The sequence below is a fragment of the Sinomonas humi genome, assembly GCF_000802235.1.
Classification (GTDB): domain Bacteria; phylum Actinomycetota; class Actinomycetes; order Actinomycetales; family Micrococcaceae; genus Sinomonas; species Sinomonas humi.
Map to the genome: position 1 here is coordinate 228,217 of NZ_JTDL01000037.1, position 20,363 is coordinate 248,579.

Consider the following 20,363-nt stretch of genomic DNA (forward strand, 5'->3'; position numbering starts at 1 on the left):
CCCACGCTCCTGACACTTTCGCAGGGTCCCGGGAGGTCGCTGTGTGACAGGGTCGTGACGCTTACGAAACGCCTATGACATCTGTTTGCGCAACCGCTTACACTGGTGCCCGAGATCCCAACTCAGAGCAAGCGGGATGCGGTCGTTAGGGGGCGCTATGAGCTTCAGGAGCCTCGCTCTCGGGGACAAGGTCACGTTCCGCGACACCGGCCCAAAGCCCTTCAATGTCCGCGCCATCTCGCCTGATCAACGCGTCGTCATCCTCAGCCGCCCCGTCGACGGCACCAACGCCGTCGAGTACACGATGATCGACTGGGACCGCGACGCACGAGGCTTGGACGGAACCTTCGGACGCGGCCACGTCGTCGGCTCCGGGGTGCACAAGAACCTCTGGAGGTTCTTCCGGGGAGTCACCACCGACGCCCCGGCCACCACTCAGACGGTCATGGACTTCACCCGTTGGGTCTCCCTCTCCATCTCGGCCGTCAACGGACGCCCCTAGCCTGTTTGCCTTCGACCCCGCCGGTCAGAATGATTGAACCGTGGGGGGACTTGAGACAGAAGCGCATCCGGACCGCAGAACGCCATTGGCCGAACTGCCACTGGGCGACAGGATCCAGCTCGCCCATGCTCTCGTCGAGTGGCTCTCGGCCGAAGCGGGGATCGACCTCCTGCACATCAAGGGATACGCGGCTGACCGCGGCCTCTATCCGGCTGGGCGGGCGAGCACTGACGTCGACGTCCTCGTGCGCCCGGCACACGCCGGGCGGCTTGCCGAAATCCTTCTGGCCCACGGGTGGAAGGTCACGACGACGTTCCGGAGCGGCTCGGTGTTCCATCACGCCATGACGCTCTGGAGCGAGCACTGGGGGCACGTCGACATCCATCGGAGCTTCCCTGGGATCGGGCTCGACCCGGAGGAATTCTTCGAGCACCTATGGATGCGCCGCGGCGAGTCGACCATTGCGGCATGGCCCTGCCGCGTTCCCGCCCTTGAGGACCAGGCCCTGTTGATCGTCCTCCACGCCGCCCGCGACCCACACCGAGGCGCCGCCGACGTGGAATCCGTTCGGGAGTCGCTCGGTCCGGCACGATGGGCTGAGCTCGAGCGTGCCGCCCTTGCCTTCGGGGCGGGCGTGAGCTGGGCTGCGGCGACAGGCCGCCTCGACGACTGGCAGGGCCACCCGGAGCGCGCCGTCTGGGAGGTGGTCTCGCGGGGAGGCTCACGCGTCGAACTCTTCCGTGCCCGCTGGCGAGCCTCACGGGGTTCCGCCGAGCGTCTCGAGCTCATCCGTTCGCTTCTGTTGATCAACGGGGACCACCTGCGCATGAAGCTGCTGAGGGAGCCGAAGGCGTCCGACTATTCGAAAGAACTGGGATCCAGAGTCGCCGACGTTATGCGGTCGGTGCTCACTCGTCGGCCACGAAGCTAGGCGAACCAGGGGTGTGGCCACTCGTCAGAGCATCGACTTCGGTCCGCAGGCGTTCGCGGAACCGGTCCTCCGAGAACCGGTCTACATGCGCGCGAATAGCCGAGTGGTCCCAGTCGCTCTCCTCGAAGGCGAGGACCGCGCTTCGGATCGCCTCCGCGGTCGGATCTTCGATGAAGCGCCCGGTCACGCCGTCCGCGATCGTGTCGAGATAGCCTCCCGCACGGAGCGCGATCGTCGGCTTTCCCCACGCACCGGCCTCGAGCGGCGTGATCCCGAAGTCCTCGTGGGAGGGTGCGATGAGTGCCTTCGCGGAAGCGTACGCCCACCGCATCTGGGCATCCGTTACAAGCCCGGCTAGGCGGACGTTCGAGGGCCGTGCGGCTTCGAGGGCCCGAGCGAGCGGGCCGGTGCCCACCACAAGCAGCCGCTCGCCGAGACCGCGGAAGGCTTCGATGGCCTGGTCCACGTTCTTGTACGGAAGAAGCCTCGACACGATTAGGAAGTGGCCGCCGTCGCCCACGAAATCCTCGAGTTCGGGGACCGGATCACGCCTTCCGGTCACATCGACGCTATGGGGAGGGTGAAGAATGTCAGCCTCCACGCCATAAACTCTGGCGATACGCTCACGGACGACAGTCGAGTTGGCCAAGTACCGCTCGGCACTCCACGCGGCGCGTCGATCCCACCGCACGAGATGAGGCTTGAGCGCCGCCAGGCCCGCCCCCTGCACGCTCCGAAGCCCTGCGCTGCCGAGGTACTGCTCGGCGAGATACAGCCAGCGCGCGGGCGAATGGCAGTAGGCGAGCACGTCCCCTTCGGTACGGAAGCCATGCGCCCAACCGCTCGTCGACGCAATGACGACGTCGGCCGGGACCGAGAGCGCGCTCGCTGCCGTCGCCAAGACGGGAAGGGCTGCTCGATGATGCCTGCGGAGAGGGGGAAAGCGGTTGAGGGCCGAGGTGACGATCCGCGCCCTCCGGAACTCGGGATACGTGCGTTCGGGGTCGTAGAGGGTCGTGTAGATGGTGGCCTCGGGAAACGCTCGATGCATTGCAAGCACAACGCGCTCGGCCCCGCCGCGCTGAGTGAGGTAGTCGTGGGCGATCGCCACGACAGGCTTGGTTTGCCGCAAGATGTCTCCCCCGTGGATTCCGCGGTTAGGCGGAGCAGTTGTTGTAACCCAGTCGTGCTAGAACATTCCGCGTGCGCGGCGCGGATACCTCACCCCGGCGATCCCGGCCGACTCAACCGCGAGCGCGATGAGCTTCTCCGCGAGCGCGGCAGGCAGCCACGAAGCCGCGGAGTCTGCAGCCGCCCCGTACGCACGCAGCGTCCGCTCGGTCGTGAACGTGCTCGAGGTGGTGACGACTCTGTCCCACAAACCGGATCTGTCCCACAAGCCGGGCTTCCTCGCAGAGCGAGCGCCGTCGAATTCTCGAAGAGCCGCCTGTCCGTGTAGGGCGAGGAAAGTCTCGCGCGCGGCACCTGAGTGCAGCGCGCGCACCGCGCGAACCGCCGTCGTCGTCGAGGCACCGTGGTGGACGGCAATGAGCTCGGGGGCGACGACAATGGGGAATCCCGCTCGGTGCAGGCGATAGCCGAAGTCGACGTCCTCCCACCCGTAGCGGCGATAGCGTCCGTCGTAGCCGCCTAGCCGTGAGTGGACGGCGGCGGGCACAGAGACATTGGCTGACCAGAGCCGCCACGTGCGCTTGGCCGGGAGGGCGAGGGCGCCTGCGATCGCCCGCGCGTTCGCCTTGCGTCCGTATGCCCTCGCGTAGGCGGTGTCCGGCAAGGCGTTGGTGGTAAGACCTACGACGCCACATCTCTGAGTCGAGTGCCTCGCGACGTGCCCTGCGATGAAGTCCGAGCGCGGTTCAAGGTCGTCATCGCAGCGGATGATGATTCGGCCCGCAGCCGCGGCTGCTCCGGCATTGAGTGCAGCGGCGCGGCCGCGGTTCTCGGGGAAAATGACAGGCTTCAGGTTGAGTCGGTCTGCCCAGCTACGTAGGACCTCCTCGGACCCATCGATGTCGCCGTCAACGACGGGCACAACCTCGAAGTCGTCGGTCTCCTGGGCGGCGAGAGTAGCGAGGAGGACAGGCAGACGTGCGGCGCCTCCGCGCGTCGGAATGACGACAGATGCGGCGAGCCTGCTCATGGGGCGCTCTCCGCTTGCTCGATCCGCCTCTCCCCGGGAACGAGGTCGAGGGCAGCGAGAAGACTCCCGAGAGCCTCTCGGCCCACCTCCGGTGAAAAGAGCTCGGCCCAGCGCTTGTGGGCGCGTTCGACGACGTCATCCGCCGGCAGCGCGGTGGCAGCCTCGGCAATGACGTCGGCGAGGGATTGCGGATCCCCCGCGTGCGCGATCCAGGGATGGTCATGGCCGACCACCTCGGGGAGCGCGCCCGCGTCAGTCACGACGACCGGGACTCGGGCGGACATCGCCTCCGTGACGACGAGGCCGAACGGTTCGTCCCAGACGGACGGTACGACCAGAATGTCGATCGTGCCGAGGAACTCGTCCGTGACCATCCATCCGAGTTCCTGGACGGAGCGCCCCAGGGAACGGATCCGGCCTTCGACGACGACGCGCTCCCGCGCGTCCACGAAGCGCGGCTCCCCTGCGATGCGCAGGAAGTAGCGGAGCGGCGCGCGGTGGCGAAGGCGCCCCATGGCATCGGCGAGCAATGGGATGCCCTTCGCCTCGGAGGGCCGCCCAAGGAAGCCGAGGCGGACGGGGCCCTTTCCCCGCGGAACCAGGACCCGTTCGAGTGCGGGCGACCAGTTTGCGAGCACTCTGGCACCTCGCACCTTCGACGCCATGAACTGAGACGGCACGAGAGTGGCCATCGCACGGGCGCGAGCCATGGGCACGACGAGCTGCTGAGGCCCTGCGGGGAGCTGGTGGAGGTGGACAATGCGATGCGCCATGCCCGCCGTCGCTGTGGCTGGGACCAGCCCGTTGCACCACAGGACCCCTTCCGGGTGGGCCTTCCTCCAGCGCCGCAGCGCGAGCATGTACTCGGGCCGCCCACGGCACGGGAGCGCCTCGACCGGGAAGCCGCGCTCCTGCGCCGCGACGATCACACCCTGTGGGTTCTCCGGGCCCACGACCAGCACGTCGACCCCCATCTCCCTGAGGACCTCGGCGATTGCGAGGAGCATGACCTCCCCTCCGCCGATCTCACCGTTGTTGGCCGCGAGAACGATGTGTGTCATGTCCCATTCCTCCTGAACCGCTGGATCTCTTCCGAGGGGCCGGCAGCCGAACCCGCCCGCGGAAATTGGGTGATAGCCGCATATTGCATCGAAATCCCTACCGCAGCCGCCGACGACACGGTCATGAGCACCTCACCGAGATTGATCGCACACACTGCGATGCCGATGAGGGTCGCTTCGTACAGGGGGACGCGTCGCGAACCGAGCTTGACGAGGGCTGCGAATGCGGCGAAAAGGAGGCCGACGACGAGTGCGAACGCGATCCAGCCGCCTTCCGTCCTCACCGAGAGATACGAGCTGTGGTAGAAGAACGTGAGACCGTCGACGAGAGCGCGCGCTGTCCCGGCACCGTGGCCGAACCAGGGGCTCGTCTGGACATCCGCGAGCGCGGCCTCATCGATCCGAGCACGCAGGGCATCACTCCCTGCTCGGCCCGAGAAGGCGTCCGCCCCTAGGCCCTCATGGGTCGCGGTGCTGACCCAGAGAACGGCGACAGCGAGAAGGCCGAGCGCAAGCCACGGGTTCACGCGGAGCCGTCTCAGCAGGAGCCACGCCGCCATCGTGCATGCCGCGAGGAGCGTCGTCCGCGAGTCGGTGAGCAGTACGCCGGCAATCGCAGAGGCCGCAACGATCAGCCTGCTCCCTCCCTTGTGAAGGGTTGGGAGCGCCAGACCGGCGCACACGATGATGATGAGCCCGGCGGTGTTCGGGTCGCCGAAGATGCCCGTGAGTCGGTTCTCGTAAGCACTTTCCTTGAACGTAGCGGCGCCCCAGACAACCCCTATGACCATTCCGAATGCGAGCCCGCGTGCGAGGGCCACCCGATCGAGCCGACCCGCGGCGATGACGACGATCGCGATGGCGTCGATCGCCAGATGGCTCAAGCGCCGAATGTCCGGATTGCCGAGCGCGATCGAAACCAGGGCGATCCACACCGCTCCTGAAAGGGCAAGGACTGGCATCCAGCGCGGAAGAGGCATGGCGTTCGGCCGCGACCCGAGGCCTACCAGGACTGCGAGTCCTGCTGCGATCGAGTCGACCGGGATCCCCAGCCCGGGCACGTCGACTCCCCCGACCACGAAGCCGACAGCGCAGAGGAAGGCCAGAAGTTCGGCCATCCCAGCCGGCCGCATACCGAGGCTCCGGCTTGTGCCGAGGCTGCTCCCTCCGCCAGATGCCAATCGAGGAGACGACAGAGCCCCGGACGTCACGCGTTACCCCGCTCGTACTCTGCAACGATCAGCGCGGACATCTCCCGCCTCGTCGGCCAGCCCTCCGCCAGGGCAGGGCGTTCATCGCCATCGGCCTGGCGGACGATGGCGTCGGCTACGCCGCGCGGATCATCGGCTGCTGCGAGGCACCGCTCAGGGAGGATCTCGGGGTTTCCGCCTACGGGCGTGGCAACGACTCCTAGGCCCGCCCTCACGGCGTCGAGCAGAGCGTAGGAACAGTTCTCCCATACTGAGAGCTGGACCAGAACGTCTGCGTTCGCCATTGCTGCAGCCGGATCCAGGAAGCCAGGAAGGTCAACGGCTTCCCCGAGACCCATATCGCGGACGGCTGCAACGATCGCCGCACGCTCGGGTCCGTCGCCGGCGATTGTGAGCGTTGCGCGCGGATCGAGGTTCCGCAGCTCGGCGAAAGCGTGCAGGAGGTCTTTGAGGCGCTTCTCGCGTGAGAGCCTGGCCAGCGAGAGAACGCGCAGGCCGTGCCCCACCCTGTCCCCCGAGCGGACCGACGGCGCGGCGTCACCCGAGCCGCGGGGCGTCACCGCCTCAGCGCTCACACCATTGCCCGAGCCGGTGTCGGGCCGGTCAACGCCGTTGGGGACTACCGCGATCTCAGACCGAGGCGACCATTTCTCGACCATCGCACCTTTGGTCGCATGGGAGACGGCTATCGCGGTATTGGTCGCGGCGAGTCGCGCCCGGTGGACCTGTGCCATGGCTCGCGAGCGCCAAGCGGATCCGTGGTAGACGGCGTCATCAGCTGCGATCCCGTGCTCGGTGGTCACGAGTTGGACGGCCATCCCCCTCGTTGCGAGCACCGCGACGACGTCTGCGTAAGCAAGATGCGTGTGCACAACCTCGGGTCTCAGCGCCCGGATCGCCCTGCGGAGTGCGTTCACCGAAGTCGGCAGTCCGGCGTCCGGACCGAACTTCGTGGCGTAGACGGCAGCACCTGCAGTTCTCAATCGTTCTGCGAGGCGACCCTCCGGGCACATGACCACCAGCCGCCAGCCGGGCAGGCCCACTTCCGCGACGTCGAGAACGTGCCGAGCGACCCCACCGAGGTCCGCAACCGGTACCACCCACAATGCGGTGGGGTGGAGGCTCATCGGCGAGCGCCGGCGTCGAGCGTTCAGAACCATCGCTCGAGCCTGTCGAGCGCGGTCCAGAAGCCCTCCCCGCTGTTCGTGTGCCCCTGCCAGATCTCAGGGATGAACCCGACCTCAGGTGCGAGCCGATCAAGCTGTGCGGCGAGCGAAGCCCAGTCGACCTCTCCCTCTCCGATCTGCACGCCCTCGCCGTCAACGCCCTTCGCGTCCACGAGGTGAAGGTGGATCGTGTGAGGGGCCAAGAGCTCGACCGCTTCGGAGAACGGGATCCCGAGGTGGTTGGCGGCGAGCTTCGAGTGGGAGACGTCGAGACACAGGCCAATGCCGGTCGACGCGGCGAACTCCGCTGTGTCCTGCGGGTCGAGGAACAGGTTGTGGTACTGCTGGCCGCCCATAAGCCACGGGTAGGGCGGCAAGGTCTGGGCCGCGAGGCGCACGCCCGAGGTGTCGAGCCGCCCCAGGGCGCTTGCGATCCGCTCGTACATCTGGGCCCGGTGCTCGGCCGGAACGTGCCGGTCGCGAGTGAACCCGCCCATTGTCACCACCACGATCGGTTCGTCCTCTCGGAACCAGCGGGCGACGGACCGCGTGATGCCGATCGTCCGCTGGACCTCTGCGATCGAGCGCTCCCACACCTCGCCGTCGGAGGACGCGAGGTCCACGAGGAAGTCCCCGGCGAAGAGATCAGGCAGATGGGTCGTGAAACGCATATCGAGCGGCTTGGCGAAGACAGACTCCACGTCGACTTCTAGGTCCTTGTAGGAGAAGTGGAACTCGAGGAAGTCAGGAGTGCAGTCGGCGACGAGGGCTGCATGGTCGTGATACCGGACCGGCAGCCCCCACGGCCGCCGGAATCGGAAGTCGCGCGCCGCGGGCACGACGTCGCCGAGATCGCCGCTGTAGAAGAAGTCTCCTTCCGCGACGGCTCGCCGAAGAGTCCTGCCGAGCAGGCGCGGGAGTGCATTGGGCTGGAGTCCACGCCCGGGACTCTTGATGTCCACGTCTGCCTCTCGCACCACGTGGCCCATGGGCAGTGGCCTGGCGGCAACGAGAGATTTCGCAAGGTTCGCCCGGTTCATGAGCTCGCCCGTCGAGACCTCTCGCGGGGCACTCTCCCCAATCGATTCCTCAGCCTCGCGGATCCAGCGGACCATCTCCGCGAATTCATGCGGGAGAAGCGAAACCTTGTGGTCGTTGCCCTCCATTGAGACGTCCACGGTGAAGTGCTTCTCAATGATCTTGGCCCCGCGCGCCACCGCAGCGAGCGGCACGTGGTAGCCGCGCTCATGCCCCGAGTAGCCCACGATGCATTGGCCGATCTCAGCGAGCCGATCCATGTACGCAAGGTTCACGTCCTTGAACGGAGCAGGGTATGAGGACTGGCAGTGGAGCAACGCAAAGCTCGCACCGAGCCCTCGGACCAGCGCAGAGGACTCCCGGATCTCGTCTTCCCGCGACATCCCCGTACTCAGTACGAGCGGCAGGCCCGTCGATGCGGCTTCGCGCAGAAGCCCGTGGTTGGTCAGATCGGCCGAGGCAATTTTGAGAGCGGGAATGCCGTAGTCAGCGAGAGCTCCCACGCTCGGGCCATCCCACGGTGTGCACATGACGTCGATGCCGCGGTCACGGCAATGATCGAAGACCTCGAAGAGCTTCCCTGCCGGGAGCGAGAAGCGTGAGAGGAGGTCGAGGGTGTACTGGGCGCCCAGATCCTCCCCTTCGCTCGAGCCCCCGGCCTGGCGGTAGAGCGCATCAAGGTCCCGGAGCTGGAACTTGACGGCGTCAGCCCCTGCGTCGGCCGCCAGATCCACGAGGCGGCGCGCGAGATCGAGGGAGCCATTGTGGTTGTTCCCGATCTCGGCGATCACGAAAGCGGGCTGCCCTGCCCCGATCTCGCGGCTCCCGATCGTGAAGACGTCGGCGCGGTCCACTGCTACTGCTACGAGACGACCCCGCTCATCGACGAGGGGGAGGTGACGGATCTCCCTGCCCATGAGAGTGCCGAGGTCCGGAAGCGGCGTTCCAGCTCTTGCACTCCGGACCCCAGGGTTGGCTACGTGGACGGCAGGAACATCCAGCTCGGCGTTCGGGTTCTGGACAATCCAGCGCCGGAAGTCACCGTCTGAGAGGGAGCCCCGGAGAACACCGTGCTCGTCAACGCAGAACGCGATCCGCTCCTGGTTCTCGGTGATCTTCGCGAGCGCCGTGAGGATCGGAGCCTCGGCGAAGACGATGAAGGGCGCAATGTTGCGCTCGATGATCACAGCTCTGCTTCCTTCGCCTCGAGCGCGTCTTGGAACCATCTGAGCTGCTGTTCGGCAATGAGCAGGTCCAGTTCGGTATCGACGTCGATGCCTTCTCGCTCGTCCATCACGAAGAGCCCGACTTTGCCGCCGAGGCGGTGGCCGCCCTGCTCGTAGATCTCTGTACGAGTGATGTAGAGAGAACCGGTTTCGCGGTATGCATAAGCGGCTTCATCGAGATCCTGCCTCCGGGGGCGCCGCGCGGGATCATACGCAGCGGACGGCACGTCCCCCCAGAGCCACAGAAACGGTGGCTGCGGAACGACGCCCACCAAGGAGTCGACTCCGCTTGCCTCGAACTGCTCGAGAGCGCGGTCCAAGGTTCCAGGGAATCGCACGGGCGAGGTCGCTTGAAGCAGCACGACCGCGTCCGGACGCCGCCCTTGCCGAACGCGTGAGGCGATGGCGTGGCGGACGACGGGCTCGGTGGGCGTCTCGTCGAGCGCCAAAGCCGCAGGCCGTATAAAGGGCACGTCTGCTCCGGCGCCGCGAGCGACTTCGGCAATCTCGTCGTCGTCCGTCGACACGAGGACATCAAGGCTGGGGCGAGCGTTGAGGGCCTGTTCAATGGTCCAGACGAGGAGTGGCTTCCCGGCGACGGCGCGGACGTTCTTGCGATGGACGCCCTTCGACCCGCCGCGCGCCGGTATCACGCAGAGTATGCTCAATTTCTTCCCCTTGGATGCTGCGGTGCGGATGGCTCGTCGGATACCTGCGGGCCGCAGTGCCCGAGGAGCCGCAGGACATGATCGGCGACGGCGGCCGCGGGTTCGCGCGCCGGCCTCACCGGAGGCGGCGTGGGCGGCCCGCCCCAACGCCGCATTGAATAGCGGTCCCAGAACTCGAGGAGCCAGCGAGGTGCTTCGGGAAACACGACCCAAGCCGGAACGCCCCGTGCAGCGGCCTCGAGCACGCCTGTGGAAAAGGCAGACACGACAGGCCGTTCCAGCTCTCGCAGGGGCCGTCCCGAACGGTCGAATTCAATGCCGAGACGCTCCCAGAGCGCGTGCTGGAGACGGGATGCGATATCGGTCTCTGCAGGATGGGGCCGGTATATCGCCCCGGTCGCCCGGCAGAAGTCTGCCGTCACGCGCCCTTTGGTCCCGCGCGGGAGCTCGGCGCCGTGGAGCTGCCCCAAGTACAGGGGGCGTCCCCCTCGCGATGGCACTGACTGCTCGTTCCTTGCAGCCCACAACAGCTGCGATCCGATGCTCGAACAGACGACGTCGTCTCGCTGCGCCGCCGCAAACTCGCCGTCCTCGTCGCTGAACGCCAGGAAATGCGATTCCGGTGGGAGCGGGGGCGCATGCGGGGTCAGGAGACCGTGCTGGACGACAAGTCGCGCCGCACCTGCGGCCCGTGCCCACCGATTGACGAGCGCGCCCACGGGCAGGAAGTGACCGATCGTCACCACCGCGCGAAGAGCGCCCAAGACCTCGGGCAGAGCGGTTCGATCGGAACCACTCGGAGCCGCGCCGGCGTCGTCCGGCCCGCACACCGCTGCTGCCCCGCCCAGAGGTACCTCGAGCCATCGCCAGCCCTGCCCCGGCAGCAGGCCAGGGCGCCGCGAGCGCATGAGTACGGCCGCGTCAATACCGGGGAGCAGCTCGAGGGGACGTAGGAGCGAGGCCAGTTGAGTTGGGGTCTCGGCGTCAAGGCCGATGAGGGCCACCGGCGCGGTTCCCCGTAGCGCGAGCCAAAGATCGCTCTCCCGTCGAGGGAGAAGCGATGTACGGATGCTCCGCAAACGGTTCTGGCGTCCCTGCCACCGCCGCCACTCCTCAATGTCGCGTGGAAACAGGAGTCCGTGTTCGGTCACACCCACAGTGCGTCCACCTCGGCAATGCGGTGGGCGAAAGTGTGGTGGGCGAGACTCCGCCGCCGCCCAGCCTCGCGGATGCGCTCGGACCAAACATGATCGCGCTGTGCGCGGACGGCCAGTTCCACGAGTTCCGACGCCGATTCGAAGACAAGGACTTCCTTGCCGACGTCGTAGAACTCGCCGACGTCCTGACGGTCGGCCAGCTGGAGCCCGCCCATCCCCGGGACCTCGAACGTCCGCATCGCCAGGCCGGCTTGGGGTCCATGAATGTTCACCGCGGCCGCCGCCTCCGCTTGGACGGCGTATGCGCGTTGGAGCGGAATGTCGCGCTCGGCCGGGACGGACGGTCGTGCCAGTTCCCACGTCCTCAACCTGTCGAAGAGGTGATGAGACCATTGGCGCCCGTACGCCCGAACCGGGAGGCCCGCCTTCCCCAGCTGGGTCAACAGGTCCACCCGGTTCGCGTACCGGGCGCCCACGAAGACGATTTCTCCTGAGCGTCTGGCTGACGGAGACGTCAGGTCCGGGTCGAAGGCATTCGGCACAAAGGTCGACTGGATACCGCGCGCGCAGAGCTGCTGCGCCTCGGCTCGGGCATAGCTGACGACGGGCCCCACCTTGCGGAGGAACTCGTCAGTGAACCGGTGCCGGCGTAGGTCGTCGTACAGCCAGAGGATGCGAGGTGTGCGGTGTTCGTCGAGGTGGTGCCAGAACTCGCCTCCGAGCGTGTCACCTTTGATCACCACGACCCGATCAGGTTGCGCCTCACGAAGCACTGCGAGTGCCCGCCGGGTGGCCCATGTCTCAGCGTGAGCATGACCGTCGAATCCCAGTCGAGCAGGAAGCTCGAAGCGTGCTTTGTTGCGCAGCTTGTCTGGGAAGCTCTCGAACGCGTCGTAGCAGTGGGTCATGACCTCGTATCCCCGGCTCCCGAACGCACGTGCGATGGAGCGGTGGTAACCGTGGAAAGTGGGCGTGACGAGCAACAGCCGCAGTGTTCTCACCGTGCTTGCCGCCTGACATACCCAAGTTCTCGCCGGAACACGGCGAGCGCGCTTACGTCCCGCCCTAGAATCTGGCGAAGTGCGTTGGCGCCAGCATTGACGATCGAGGCGGCTGTGAGGGCGGCCCTAAGCTTGCGCTCCCCGCCCCATTTGCGGGCGTAGATCAAGCGCGCGGAGACCAACCACTCGCGCCGCAGGCCCGGATCGGAAGAGGCGCCGCCCTCGTGAACGGCGCTCACGGTGCCTACAAAGATCGACGGCACGCCTCGCGCACGAAGACGACGCTGCAGATCGACTTCCTCGACGTTCATGAAGAAGCGCTCGTCGAATCCGCCCACCGCACGGAACTCCGCGACCGGCAGGAGCATCGCCGCGCCGACAACCCAGTCGACGGGAACGACGGCGCCGTCGGTGCAGGCAGCATCGTGACCCACCGCCTCGTGCAGGACATCGAAATGCCGGAAGCGAGCGAGAGGAGCCAGCCATTCGACGGCCTGATGGGCCACCGTTGGGAAATGGCGTCCAACCCATTGGGGCGCTCCACCGGAATCGTGCAGCTGCGGGCTGACGAGAGCTGGTTGCCAAGGCGTAGCGGCCTCGACGAGATCACGGACGAAGTTCTTCCCCACGACGAGGTCGGTGTTGAGCACAAGCGCGAGCGGCGTCTCGACAAGTTCCATTCCCGAATTGACTGCGCTGCCGAAGCCTCCGTTGGTGACGCGGTAAACAACCTCGACGCCCGCAGTCGGGGGGAAGGGAACCGGCGACGCATCGTCGCTCACGACGATGCGCTTCGGAGCCTGGGGTTCTTGAGCGCGAAGGGCCGCGATGAGCCGCAGCGTCGGTGCCGGATCGCCGTAATGGGGGATCACCACAGAGACCTGGAGGTCTGCCCCCGGTTCGGCCGCCTCAGCACGAAACCCTTCCTGACCCGTCCGTGCCACGCTCACACCCGGCCCAAGGAAACGAGCTGCGAAAATTCGGGACTGAGCTCTCGCACTTCCTCGAACGTCCCCTCTGCAGCGACGGAGCCAGCGGAAAGAAAGAGGATCTTGTCGGCATGGCGAACGGTCGAGAGGCGATGGGCGACCACGATGACCGTCATGAGGCCGCTCAACCGCTCCACCGTTTCGGTGATGCGGTACTCCGTCGCGCCGTCCAACGAGGAGGTGGCCTCGTCGAGGACCAGGACCTTGGGCTTCCGATACAGTGCGCGCGCAATCCCCACCCGCTGACGCTGACCGCCCGAGAGCCTCACCCCGCGTTCGCCCAACCGAGCTGCGAGTCCGTCCGGAAGGTCCGCAATCACGGCGTCGAGCTGAGCAAGGCGCACAGCTTCGCGGAGACGGTCGAGGTCAGTGGCACCCTCGCCGAGAGTGATATTCGCCTCGAGCGTGTCATCGAGGAGGAAGACCTCCTGCGGGACGACCCCCAGTCCGGCATACCAACTGTTGAGATCGTCCTTGGTATTGACGCCGCCACAAGTGATCGAACCGCTCGTGGGCTCCAGCAGTCCGAGGACGAGATCGAGCAGTGTGCTCTTGCCTGCGCCGCTCGCGCCGACGAAAGCGGTCGTGCGCCCGCGTTCGATGGTGGTCGACACACTGCGAAGCACTGGCTCATCCGCATCAGGAAAGGCGAACGTCACGCGGTCGAGGCGAATGTCGCCGTCGTACACCCTGCTCGGCGGCGCCAATGGGTGGCGCTCGGCACGATCGAGCTCCTTGGTTTCGGCGGCCAAGACGGCGAGCGCCTTCTGTCCGGAGCGGATCAGGCCTGTGGTTGCAACCAGCCGATTGACGGTGGGCAGGATCCGGGTTGCGGCGACCGAGAAGACCCCGATGACGGAAGCTGCTTCACCCGGGCTCTGGGTCGCGAACAGGAGAGCAGCGACGGCCCCGATGCCCGCCACGAACGCCACCTCGAGAACGTATTTCGGAAGTTCCGAAATGAGCGACAGCTCGCGCTGGGCATGAGCTCGTTCGTGCTTCGCCTGGCGGAGCCGCCCGACGAAGAGCTCTTCTGCTCCGGCGAGCCGCACCTCGCGGAAGCCGTGGAGGGTTGGCATGAGCGCAGACCAGGATTCGAGATCCACCCGCGCCATGGTCTCGCCGACTCTTCCGAAGCGAGGACGGAGAACGCGCTGAACCGTCCAGCCTGAGCCCGCGAAGACCACGGCCGCGAGCACCGTTGCGGATGGCGATACAGAGAGGAGAACGACGACGACGGCTAGCAGAGTGAGCGCGTCGGTAATCCAGTTGAGGAGGCCTTGGACCACTTGGGAGAAGGTTTGCGGCACGAACGATTCGACGCAGCGACGGATCTCTCCCACATTGCGCAGACGGTGCGTCCCGTAAGGCGACAGCACGTATCGGCGTGTGAGTTCGACGGAAGCCTCGGCCTCGAGGCCCGTCGTGAAGCCGAGCTGCCACCAGCGGAAGCCTATGGTGACGAGGCTTTTGAGGACGAAGGCACACGCTATGAGGCCTGCGATGGCGGGAATGAGGATGCCGGGCTCCGACGATCCGACGATCCGAGCGGCCCAGGCTGCTGGCCCGTTCTCTGCCGAGCCCCCTGTGACCAGCTGCATCAGTGGGAGCACTGCGGCCACGCCGAGCATGTCGAGCACTGCCACAAGGCACGAACCGACCACCGAAAGAAGAGTCCGCCCGGCAACCGGACCTCCGACGAGCCCACGGACTGTCCTCAGCTTTTCGATCACGGTCGCTCCACCGTCGCCGGACAGACCGTCCGGGCTCTATCGGCCCCCGGCAGAGCTGCCGGGACCAAGGATGAACGCATATTTCCCCCATAGATCAATGTGCTCGGCTCAGCGTAGCCGCGGCCCCAAACCGCCCCTAATTGCCCTCACGCGGATCGAATCCTCGAAGCTCGGATCGCCCACCGAGTTCCCGCTTTGAGCGATCTTTCGTCCGCCAGCTTGATCACTGGCTGCGAGGCTCGGATATGCTCTCGGCGGCGCCGCAATGAGCGGCTCAAAGACAGGTATCGGCTGCATTCATGGGGGCAGGGATGAGCGAAAGTGCTGCAAAGCCTGGCCTCCTATCTGGCGGGCAGGACAATAGTGATCAGAACATTGTCACGAATGTGACTGATGGAAAGAGTGGGCGGAACAAATGGCACCCGCCGGCTACCGCAAATGTGACGCAGTCGTCGAAGCTACCCGACAACCGCTGCTCAAATTCCGGCACAATTGTGACAGCGACGCCAGAAGGTCCCATCTCGCAAGAGACGTCTGCGAGGTTGCCAGTCGACCATGCAGCAATGATCGTGCTCGCGGACTTCATGGCGGTTGCGATGGCTATAGCCGGCGCCCAGCTGCTCCGCTTCGGCCCCGGAGGGTCGTCGGCGGACCTGGGCCAAGGCCCTATTCCGTATGCCCTCGTGAGCGTCGTGCTCGGTATTTCGTGGTGGTGCGTACTCGGGCTCTCCGGCTCACGGGACATCCGTGTCCTCGGCTACGGCCCTGAAGAGTACAAGCGGGTCACGTCGGCATCGCTCTGGCTGTTTGGCGGGATCGCAGTCCTCTCGTATGTCTTCCAGCTCGAGACCGCCCGCGGCTACGTGGCAGTTGCCCTCCCCCTCGGTCTTGTCTGCCTGCTTGCAGGACGCCGGGCGCTGCGCGGCAGGCTTATCCGTGAGCGGCAGCTGGGCCACGCCGTCTCCCGCGTGCTGCTCGTCGGCGCATCGCAGAGCGTGCAGCACCTGAACCTGCAGCTCAGCCGGCACCCAGAAGCGGGCTATCAACCCGTCGCCGCCTACGTAACGGATCCCAAGCCCGAGGCGGACGGCCAGGGCGACCTGGCCGGCGGCCTGAGGATGCCAGTCCCGCGCCGGAGCCCAGAGATCGACGGCGTCCTCGCCGCGGTGGAGGCTTCTGCGGCTGACGCCGTCGTCATCTCGGGCGGAGCGAGCCTCGATCCGTCTGCGCTTCGGCAGCTTGGCTGGGCTCTCACGACCCGCGAGGTGGGCATGATCATGGCACCGGCGCTCACGGACATCGCCGGTCCCCGCATCCACACGCAGCCGGTCGCGGGCCTCCCACTCATCCACGTGACAACCCCCAGGCTCGATGGCCCGAAGGGGCTGGCCAAGCGAGGGTTCGACCTCGCCGTCACGCTGGTCCTCCTCCTCGTGCTTGCCGTTCCCATGCTCGTGATCGCGCTCTGGGTGAAGCTCGACAGCCCAGGGCCGGTGATCTTCCGGCAGACCAGGATCGGCCGGGCGGGCGAACCATTCCGAATGCTCAAATTCCGCTCGATGGTCGAGGACGCAGAAAAGAAACTAAGCGACCTCCGCGGACGGAACGAGGGAAGTGGGCCTCTCTTCAAACTCCGAGACGACCCCCGCGTAACCCGATTCGGTCGATTTATCCGCCGCCATTCTCTCGACGAACTGCCACAGCTTTTCAACGTGCTGGCCGGCAGCATGAGCCTTATCGGCCCAAGACCCCCTCTCCCCCAAGAGGTTGAGCGCTACGACAAGGCCGCTCATCGTCGACTACTTATCAAACCGGGAATCACTGGACTTTGGCAGGTAAGCGGCCGGAGCGACCTTTCATGGGACGACTCCATCAAATTGGATCTCTACTACGTAGAAAATTGGTCCATGATTCAGGACCTCATGATCCTGTTTCGGACGGTAGGCGCAGTTTCCACGAAAAGCGGTGCCTACTGACATGCGCATCCTTGTAACCGGGGGCGCCGGGTATATCGGTTCCCACACCGTCCTCACGCTCGTCACGGCCGGGCACCAGGTCACGGTGCTCGACAACTTCGAGAACTCCTCCCCAGCTGCCCTCAAGCGCGTCAGCGAACTGGCTGGCGTGCCGATTCCCAGCATCACTGCAGACCTCTTGGACGCCACCACCGTGAGGAGCGTGCTCGACGTGGAGGCCCCCGACGCCGTCGTGCATTTCGCCGGGCTGAAATCGGTCGGCGAGTCGACCACGAATCCGCTGCGATACTTCGTCTGCAACATCGGCGGCACGCTCAACCTTCTGGAGGCGATGGACGCAAGCGGGGTGAGGCGCCTTTTGTTCTCCTCCTCGGCAACGGTCTATGGCGCACCCCGCAAGGTGCCCATCTCGGAGGAAGAACCGCTCTCCGCTACAAACCCATACGGCCGCACCAAGCTGATCATCGAACAGATGCTCGGGGACATGGTGACAGCCGACGACCGTTGGTCGATCGGGATTCTGCGGTATTTCAATCCCGTTGGCGCTCATCCATCCGGCCAGCTCGGCGAAGATCCTCGAGGAAAGCCGGCCAACCTGGTCCCCTTTGTCGGGCAGGTCGCAACGGGCAGGCGCCCTTTTGTCGAAGTCTTCGGCTCCGACTACGAAACGCCCGATGGCACCGGCATCAGGGACTTCATCCACGTTCTCGACCTCGCCGAAGGGCACGTTGCGGCCCTGGAATGGATCGTCTCGAATTCGGGAGCACACGTATGGAATCTCGGCACGGGACGCGGCTACAGCGTCCTTGAGGTGCTGCATGCCTACTCGGAAGCTGCCGGGAGGGACGTTCCGTATCGCTTCGCCGAACGCCGCCCCGGGGACGTTCCGGCGTCGTTCGCCGAGACGACCAAGGCAGAGCGGGAGCTCGGCTGGAAAGCGCGCCGCGGTCTCATCGAGATGGTTTCGGACCACTGGCGCTGGCAACGGCTCAACCCGGCCGGCTACCAAGAGTAGCCGGCCGGGTTGGCCTCAAGCAGCTGTCAGAGGCACACGACCGATTTGACGCCCAGGTTGAGCTGAGCGAGAGCCGAGACGGACGCGGAATTCGGGGCCGCCGTCGTCGTGCTTGAGGGATGGTCCGTGCCGTTGAGCTGGAGCGTGTACGTGTAGACGAGGCCGACGGTCACGAATTGCCCGAGAAGGTCGATCGTCACCGCGCTCCCCTGCGCGAGCGGTGCGGTGAGCGTCAGGAGCGCCGACGAGCCGCTCAGCAGGGAAATCGACACGAGTCCGTTCGGGCTCGCCGTCAGTAGGCTCACGTCAAGCAGAGAGCTCGAAGTGAGCGTAAAGCTCGTCCCGGCGGGAACGGTGCCCTGCACCGCTGTGATCGTGAAGTCCAAGCGTGATTGTCCGAGAATCCCGAGCAAGCCCGTGGAGCATCTCCCAGTAATCCCGACATCCCAGAAACCCTGCGAGGCCGCTGCCATTGGCGCAGCGACCGCCGCGGCAATCACCGGCGCAGCCCAAGCCGCCGTCTTCACTACCTGCCTGCGCTCGACCTGCGGCAGCGCTTCGCTGTCCATCATCTTTTCCATTGGTCCCCCGACCTTCCTGAGTTGGCAAACATGCATCTGCATGTCCGTGCCTAAGTTCTACCGGCCGGCAAGCGACGGGTCTACCGCGACTGGAGGGAAGGGCCCTGAACGGGCCCCTGAAATGCCCTAATCGCCCGCCGTACAGCTGGCGCGAGTTGACCAGCGCCGAAAGGACCGTCTTCCGCCGCGATCCGCCCCGCCCGGCCATGGACCATGGCTGCTGCTGCGGCAACGTGAACAGGCCGTACGCCGGACGTCGTCGCAAGGAGCGCCCCGACGATTCCCGTCAGGGTGTCACCGGAACCGGCCGTCGCGAGGTACGGATGTGCCGCGGCTTGGACGCACACTGTCCCATCGGGCGCAGCGCAGACGGTCGCGGGCCCCTTGAGGAGCACCGTTGCACCTAGCCTTTCGGCAGCGCGCCTTGCCCACTCGATCGGCCGTTCCTCGACTTCTTGCCGTTCCACGTCGAGCCCGAGCCGAGTCAGGATGCGGGCCAGCTCACCCGCATGCGGTGTGAGGACTGCCCGGCCGTCCAGCGACGGCCCAGGGATGCGGTTGAGTGCGGAGGCATCCACAACGATGGGCAGGCCCGAGTCCAAGGCGACATCGAAAGCATGCTGCTGATCGGCGTCGTCACCTATCCCCGGCCCTACAGCCCAGGCCTGAACCCGACCCTCTGGTGAGCCGGACGCGACAACCTCGGGGTGGGCGGCGAGCACAGCGCGGCGTACACTCTCAGGCGCAATGTGACGCACCATCCCCACACCCGTCGCCAGCGCCGCTGACGTTGTGAGGACCGCAGCCCCGGGGTACTCGTCCGAACCAGCGATGACGCCCAACACCCCGCGCGTGTACTTCTGCCAATCGTCGCGCGGCTCCGGAAGGACGCGCCTGACATCCTCGGCCTCGAGGATATGCACGTCAGGCTGCGGAAGATACTCGCGGATCCCGATGTCGACGACTTCGACGCGTCCCGCAAGTGCCCGGCCGCGGCCGGCCAGAAGTCCGCTCTTGAGCGCTCCGAACGTCACGGTCACGTCCGCGCGCCACACCTCGGGCGAGGCCGTGCCCGAGTCCGCGTCGACCCCGGACGGGAGGTCGCAGGCAACGACGATGCCGTCCGGACGCGGGAAGGGCGCACGGAAGTCGCCGCTCGCGCCCGTGCCGAGCACCGCGTCGACGATGACGTCGGCTCGCCCGAGCGTCCGTTCCACCCGGCCGCCGGCAGCCAGGAAGGCCGCGAGACCCTCGGCATGGGCCGAACCGGAGGCGAGGACCGCCGTCGTCTGCACGCCGCGGCCCGCGAGTTCCGCGAGCGCGAAGAGCGCGTCGCCGCCATTGTTGCCCTTGCCGACGACGGCGGTGACCCGCGCGCCGTACAGCCCGCCCCTGGTGCGTCGCAGCTCCGAGACGAGTGCCAAGTAAAGGCCGTGGGCGGCACGCGCCATGAGTTCGCGCCCCATGCCTCGATCGAGGAGCGGACGTTCGGCTTCGCGGACTTGGCTGCCGGTGAAGGCCCTAAGCACGGCCTCAGCCCTCGGCGACGACCATCGCGGTGGCGATTCCGCCGTCGTGCGACATGCTGAGGTGCCACGTGCGGACGCCACGATCCTGAGCGACGGCGAGCACCGTCCCCTTGATTTGGATGGTCGGCCCGGAGGCGTTGAGGCCGATCCAGCAGTCCTGCCAGTTCATGCCTGCTGGGGCGCCGAGCACTTTCGCGACGGCCTCCTTCGCGGCGAAGCGAGCAGCTAACGAGCGTGGGTGGAGCTCGCGCTCGGCGGGGACGAAGAGGCGATCCCTCAGGCCGGGGGTGCGCTCGAGCTGCCGCTCGAACCGGTCGATGTCCACGACGTCAACGCCGATGCCGATGATAGCCATGGGCCTACTGTATCGTCCGCGGACCCTCCACTTGAGCGGGCAGACGGGGCTAGTGTTGCCCCC

The 20,363-nt window shown here is 66.4% G+C and carries 18 protein-coding genes; 4 read left to right on the forward strand and 14 right to left on the reverse strand.

Annotated elements, in window-relative coordinates:
• Window positions 1-157 precede the first annotated feature (157 nt).
• Entirely contained in the window at window positions 158-502 is a 345-nt protein-coding gene (locus LK10_RS03395; RefSeq protein ID WP_043120045.1) for a hypothetical protein, read from the forward strand.
• 40 nt (window positions 503-542) lie between these two features.
• Window positions 543-1,433: a nucleotidyltransferase family protein gene (locus LK10_RS03400; RefSeq protein ID WP_081998234.1), complete on the forward strand. Its 891-nt coding sequence runs from the start codon at window positions 543-545 to the stop codon at window positions 1,431-1,433.
• Here LK10_RS03400 and LK10_RS03405 read toward each other — a convergent pair.
• The 11 genes from LK10_RS03405 to LK10_RS03455 all read right to left on the reverse strand — a co-directional run bounded on the left by LK10_RS03405 (window position 1,411) and on the right by LK10_RS03455 (window position 14,844).
• The gene (locus LK10_RS03405) at window positions 1,411-2,565 is read right to left on the reverse strand and encodes a glycosyltransferase (RefSeq protein WP_052206884.1); all 1,155 of its coding nucleotides are present in this window, start codon (window positions 2,563-2,565) and stop codon (window positions 1,411-1,413) included. The genes LK10_RS03400 and LK10_RS03405 overlap by 23 nt on opposite strands.
• A 57-nt stretch (window positions 2,566-2,622) precedes the next feature.
• Window positions 2,623-3,594, reverse strand: a complete 972-nt coding sequence (locus tag LK10_RS03410) for a glycosyltransferase family 2 protein (RefSeq protein WP_043120046.1) — start codon at window positions 3,592-3,594, stop codon at window positions 2,623-2,625.
• Window positions 3,591-4,655: a glycosyltransferase family 4 protein gene (locus LK10_RS03415; protein ID WP_052206885.1), complete on the reverse strand. Its 1,065-nt coding sequence runs from the start codon at window positions 4,653-4,655 to the stop codon at window positions 3,591-3,593. The genes LK10_RS03410 and LK10_RS03415 overlap by 4 nt, the downstream gene beginning before the upstream one ends.
• A complete protein-coding gene (locus tag LK10_RS03420; RefSeq protein WP_197061834.1) occupies window positions 4,652-5,773 on the reverse strand; it encodes an O-antigen ligase family protein in 1,122 nt (373 codons plus the stop codon). The genes LK10_RS03415 and LK10_RS03420 overlap by 4 nt, the downstream gene beginning before the upstream one ends.
• Window positions 5,774-5,862: 89 nt before the next feature.
• A complete protein-coding gene (locus tag LK10_RS03425) occupies window positions 5,863-7,026 on the reverse strand; it encodes a glycosyltransferase family 4 protein (protein WP_081998235.1) in 1,164 nt (387 codons plus the stop codon).
• Window positions 7,017-9,257, reverse strand: coding sequence for an N-acetylneuraminate synthase family protein (locus tag LK10_RS03430; protein WP_043120049.1), 2,241 nt, complete (start codon window positions 9,255-9,257; stop codon window positions 7,017-7,019). Before LK10_RS03430 ends, LK10_RS03425 begins: the two co-directional genes overlap by 10 nt.
• Window positions 9,254-9,964, reverse strand: a complete 711-nt coding sequence (locus LK10_RS03435) for an acylneuraminate cytidylyltransferase family protein (RefSeq protein WP_052206887.1) — start codon at window positions 9,962-9,964, stop codon at window positions 9,254-9,256. Before LK10_RS03435 ends, LK10_RS03430 begins: the two co-directional genes overlap by 4 nt.
• Window positions 9,961-10,968: a hypothetical protein gene (locus LK10_RS03440; protein ID WP_052206888.1), complete on the reverse strand. Its 1,008-nt coding sequence runs from the start codon at window positions 10,966-10,968 to the stop codon at window positions 9,961-9,963. The genes LK10_RS03435 and LK10_RS03440 overlap by 4 nt, the downstream gene beginning before the upstream one ends.
• A gap of 143 nt (window positions 10,969-11,111) precedes the next feature.
• Window positions 11,112-12,104: a CgeB family protein gene (locus LK10_RS03445; protein WP_231567577.1), complete on the reverse strand. Its 993-nt coding sequence runs from the start codon at window positions 12,102-12,104 to the stop codon at window positions 11,112-11,114.
• A gap of 14 nt (window positions 12,105-12,118) precedes the next feature.
• Entirely contained in the window at window positions 12,119-12,994 is an 876-nt protein-coding gene (locus LK10_RS03450; RefSeq protein WP_231567578.1) for a glycosyltransferase family 2 protein, read from the reverse strand.
• A 74-nt stretch (window positions 12,995-13,068) separates the two neighbouring features.
• Window positions 13,069-14,844, reverse strand: a complete 1,776-nt coding sequence (locus tag LK10_RS03455; protein ID WP_043120053.1) for an ABC transporter ATP-binding protein — start codon at window positions 14,842-14,844, stop codon at window positions 13,069-13,071.
• 563 nt (window positions 14,845-15,407) lie between these two features.
• On the opposite strand from LK10_RS03455, the gene LK10_RS03460 reads away from it, so the two are divergent.
• Window positions 15,408-16,820, forward strand: coding sequence for a sugar transferase (locus tag LK10_RS03460; protein WP_052206917.1), 1,413 nt, complete (start codon window positions 15,408-15,410; stop codon window positions 16,818-16,820).
• A 1-nt stretch (window position 16,821) separates the two neighbouring features.
• Window positions 16,822-17,835 carry a UDP-glucose 4-epimerase GalE gene (galE, locus tag LK10_RS03465; RefSeq protein ID WP_043120056.1) on the forward strand — a complete coding sequence of 338 codons (1,014 nt, stop codon included), beginning with the start codon at window positions 16,822-16,824 and terminating at the stop codon, window positions 17,833-17,835.
• Window positions 17,836-17,861: 26 nt separating this feature from the next.
• Here the strand turns inward: galE and LK10_RS03470 are convergent, their stop codons facing one another.
• The 3 genes from LK10_RS03470 to LK10_RS03480 form a co-directional block, all read right to left on the reverse strand.
• Window positions 17,862-18,416, reverse strand: a complete 555-nt coding sequence (locus LK10_RS03470; protein ID WP_043120057.1) for a hypothetical protein — start codon at window positions 18,414-18,416, stop codon at window positions 17,862-17,864.
• An 80-nt stretch (window positions 18,417-18,496) separates the two neighbouring features.
• Window positions 18,497-19,945, reverse strand: coding sequence for an NAD(P)H-hydrate dehydratase (locus LK10_RS03475; protein ID WP_081998237.1), 1,449 nt, complete (start codon window positions 19,943-19,945; stop codon window positions 18,497-18,499).
• Between the two features lie 4 nt (window positions 19,946-19,949).
• Window positions 19,950-20,300, reverse strand: a complete 351-nt coding sequence (locus tag LK10_RS03480; protein WP_043120058.1) for a holo-ACP synthase — start codon at window positions 20,298-20,300, stop codon at window positions 19,950-19,952.
• Window positions 20,301-20,363 lie beyond the last annotated feature (63 nt).

Coding starts and splice junctions, on each gene's coding strand:
- galE (WP_043120056.1), top strand. CDS start 16,822: ATGCGCATCCTTGTAACCGGGGGCGCCGGGTATATCGGTTCCCACACC.
- LK10_RS03410 (WP_043120046.1), bottom strand. CDS start 3,594: ATGAGCAGGCTCGCCGCATCTGTCGTCATTCCGACGCGCGGAGGCGCC.
- LK10_RS03415 (WP_052206885.1), bottom strand. CDS start 4,655: ATGACACACATCGTTCTCGCGGCCAACAACGGTGAGATCGGCGGAGGG.
- LK10_RS03395 (WP_043120045.1), top strand. CDS start 158: ATGAGCTTCAGGAGCCTCGCTCTCGGGGACAAGGTCACGTTCCGCGAC.
- LK10_RS03480 (WP_043120058.1), bottom strand. CDS start 20,300: ATGGCTATCATCGGCATCGGCGTTGACGTCGTGGACATCGACCGGTTC.
- LK10_RS03460 (WP_052206917.1), top strand. CDS start 15,408: ATGATCGTGCTCGCGGACTTCATGGCGGTTGCGATGGCTATAGCCGGC.
- LK10_RS03420 (WP_197061834.1), bottom strand. CDS start 5,773: ATGGCCGAACTTCTGGCCTTCCTCTGCGCTGTCGGCTTCGTGGTCGGG.
- LK10_RS03425 (WP_081998235.1), bottom strand. CDS start 7,026: ATGGTTCTGAACGCTCGACGCCGGCGCTCGCCGATGAGCCTCCACCCC.
- LK10_RS03470 (WP_043120057.1), bottom strand. CDS start 18,416: ATGGAAAAGATGATGGACAGCGAAGCGCTGCCGCAGGTCGAGCGCAGG.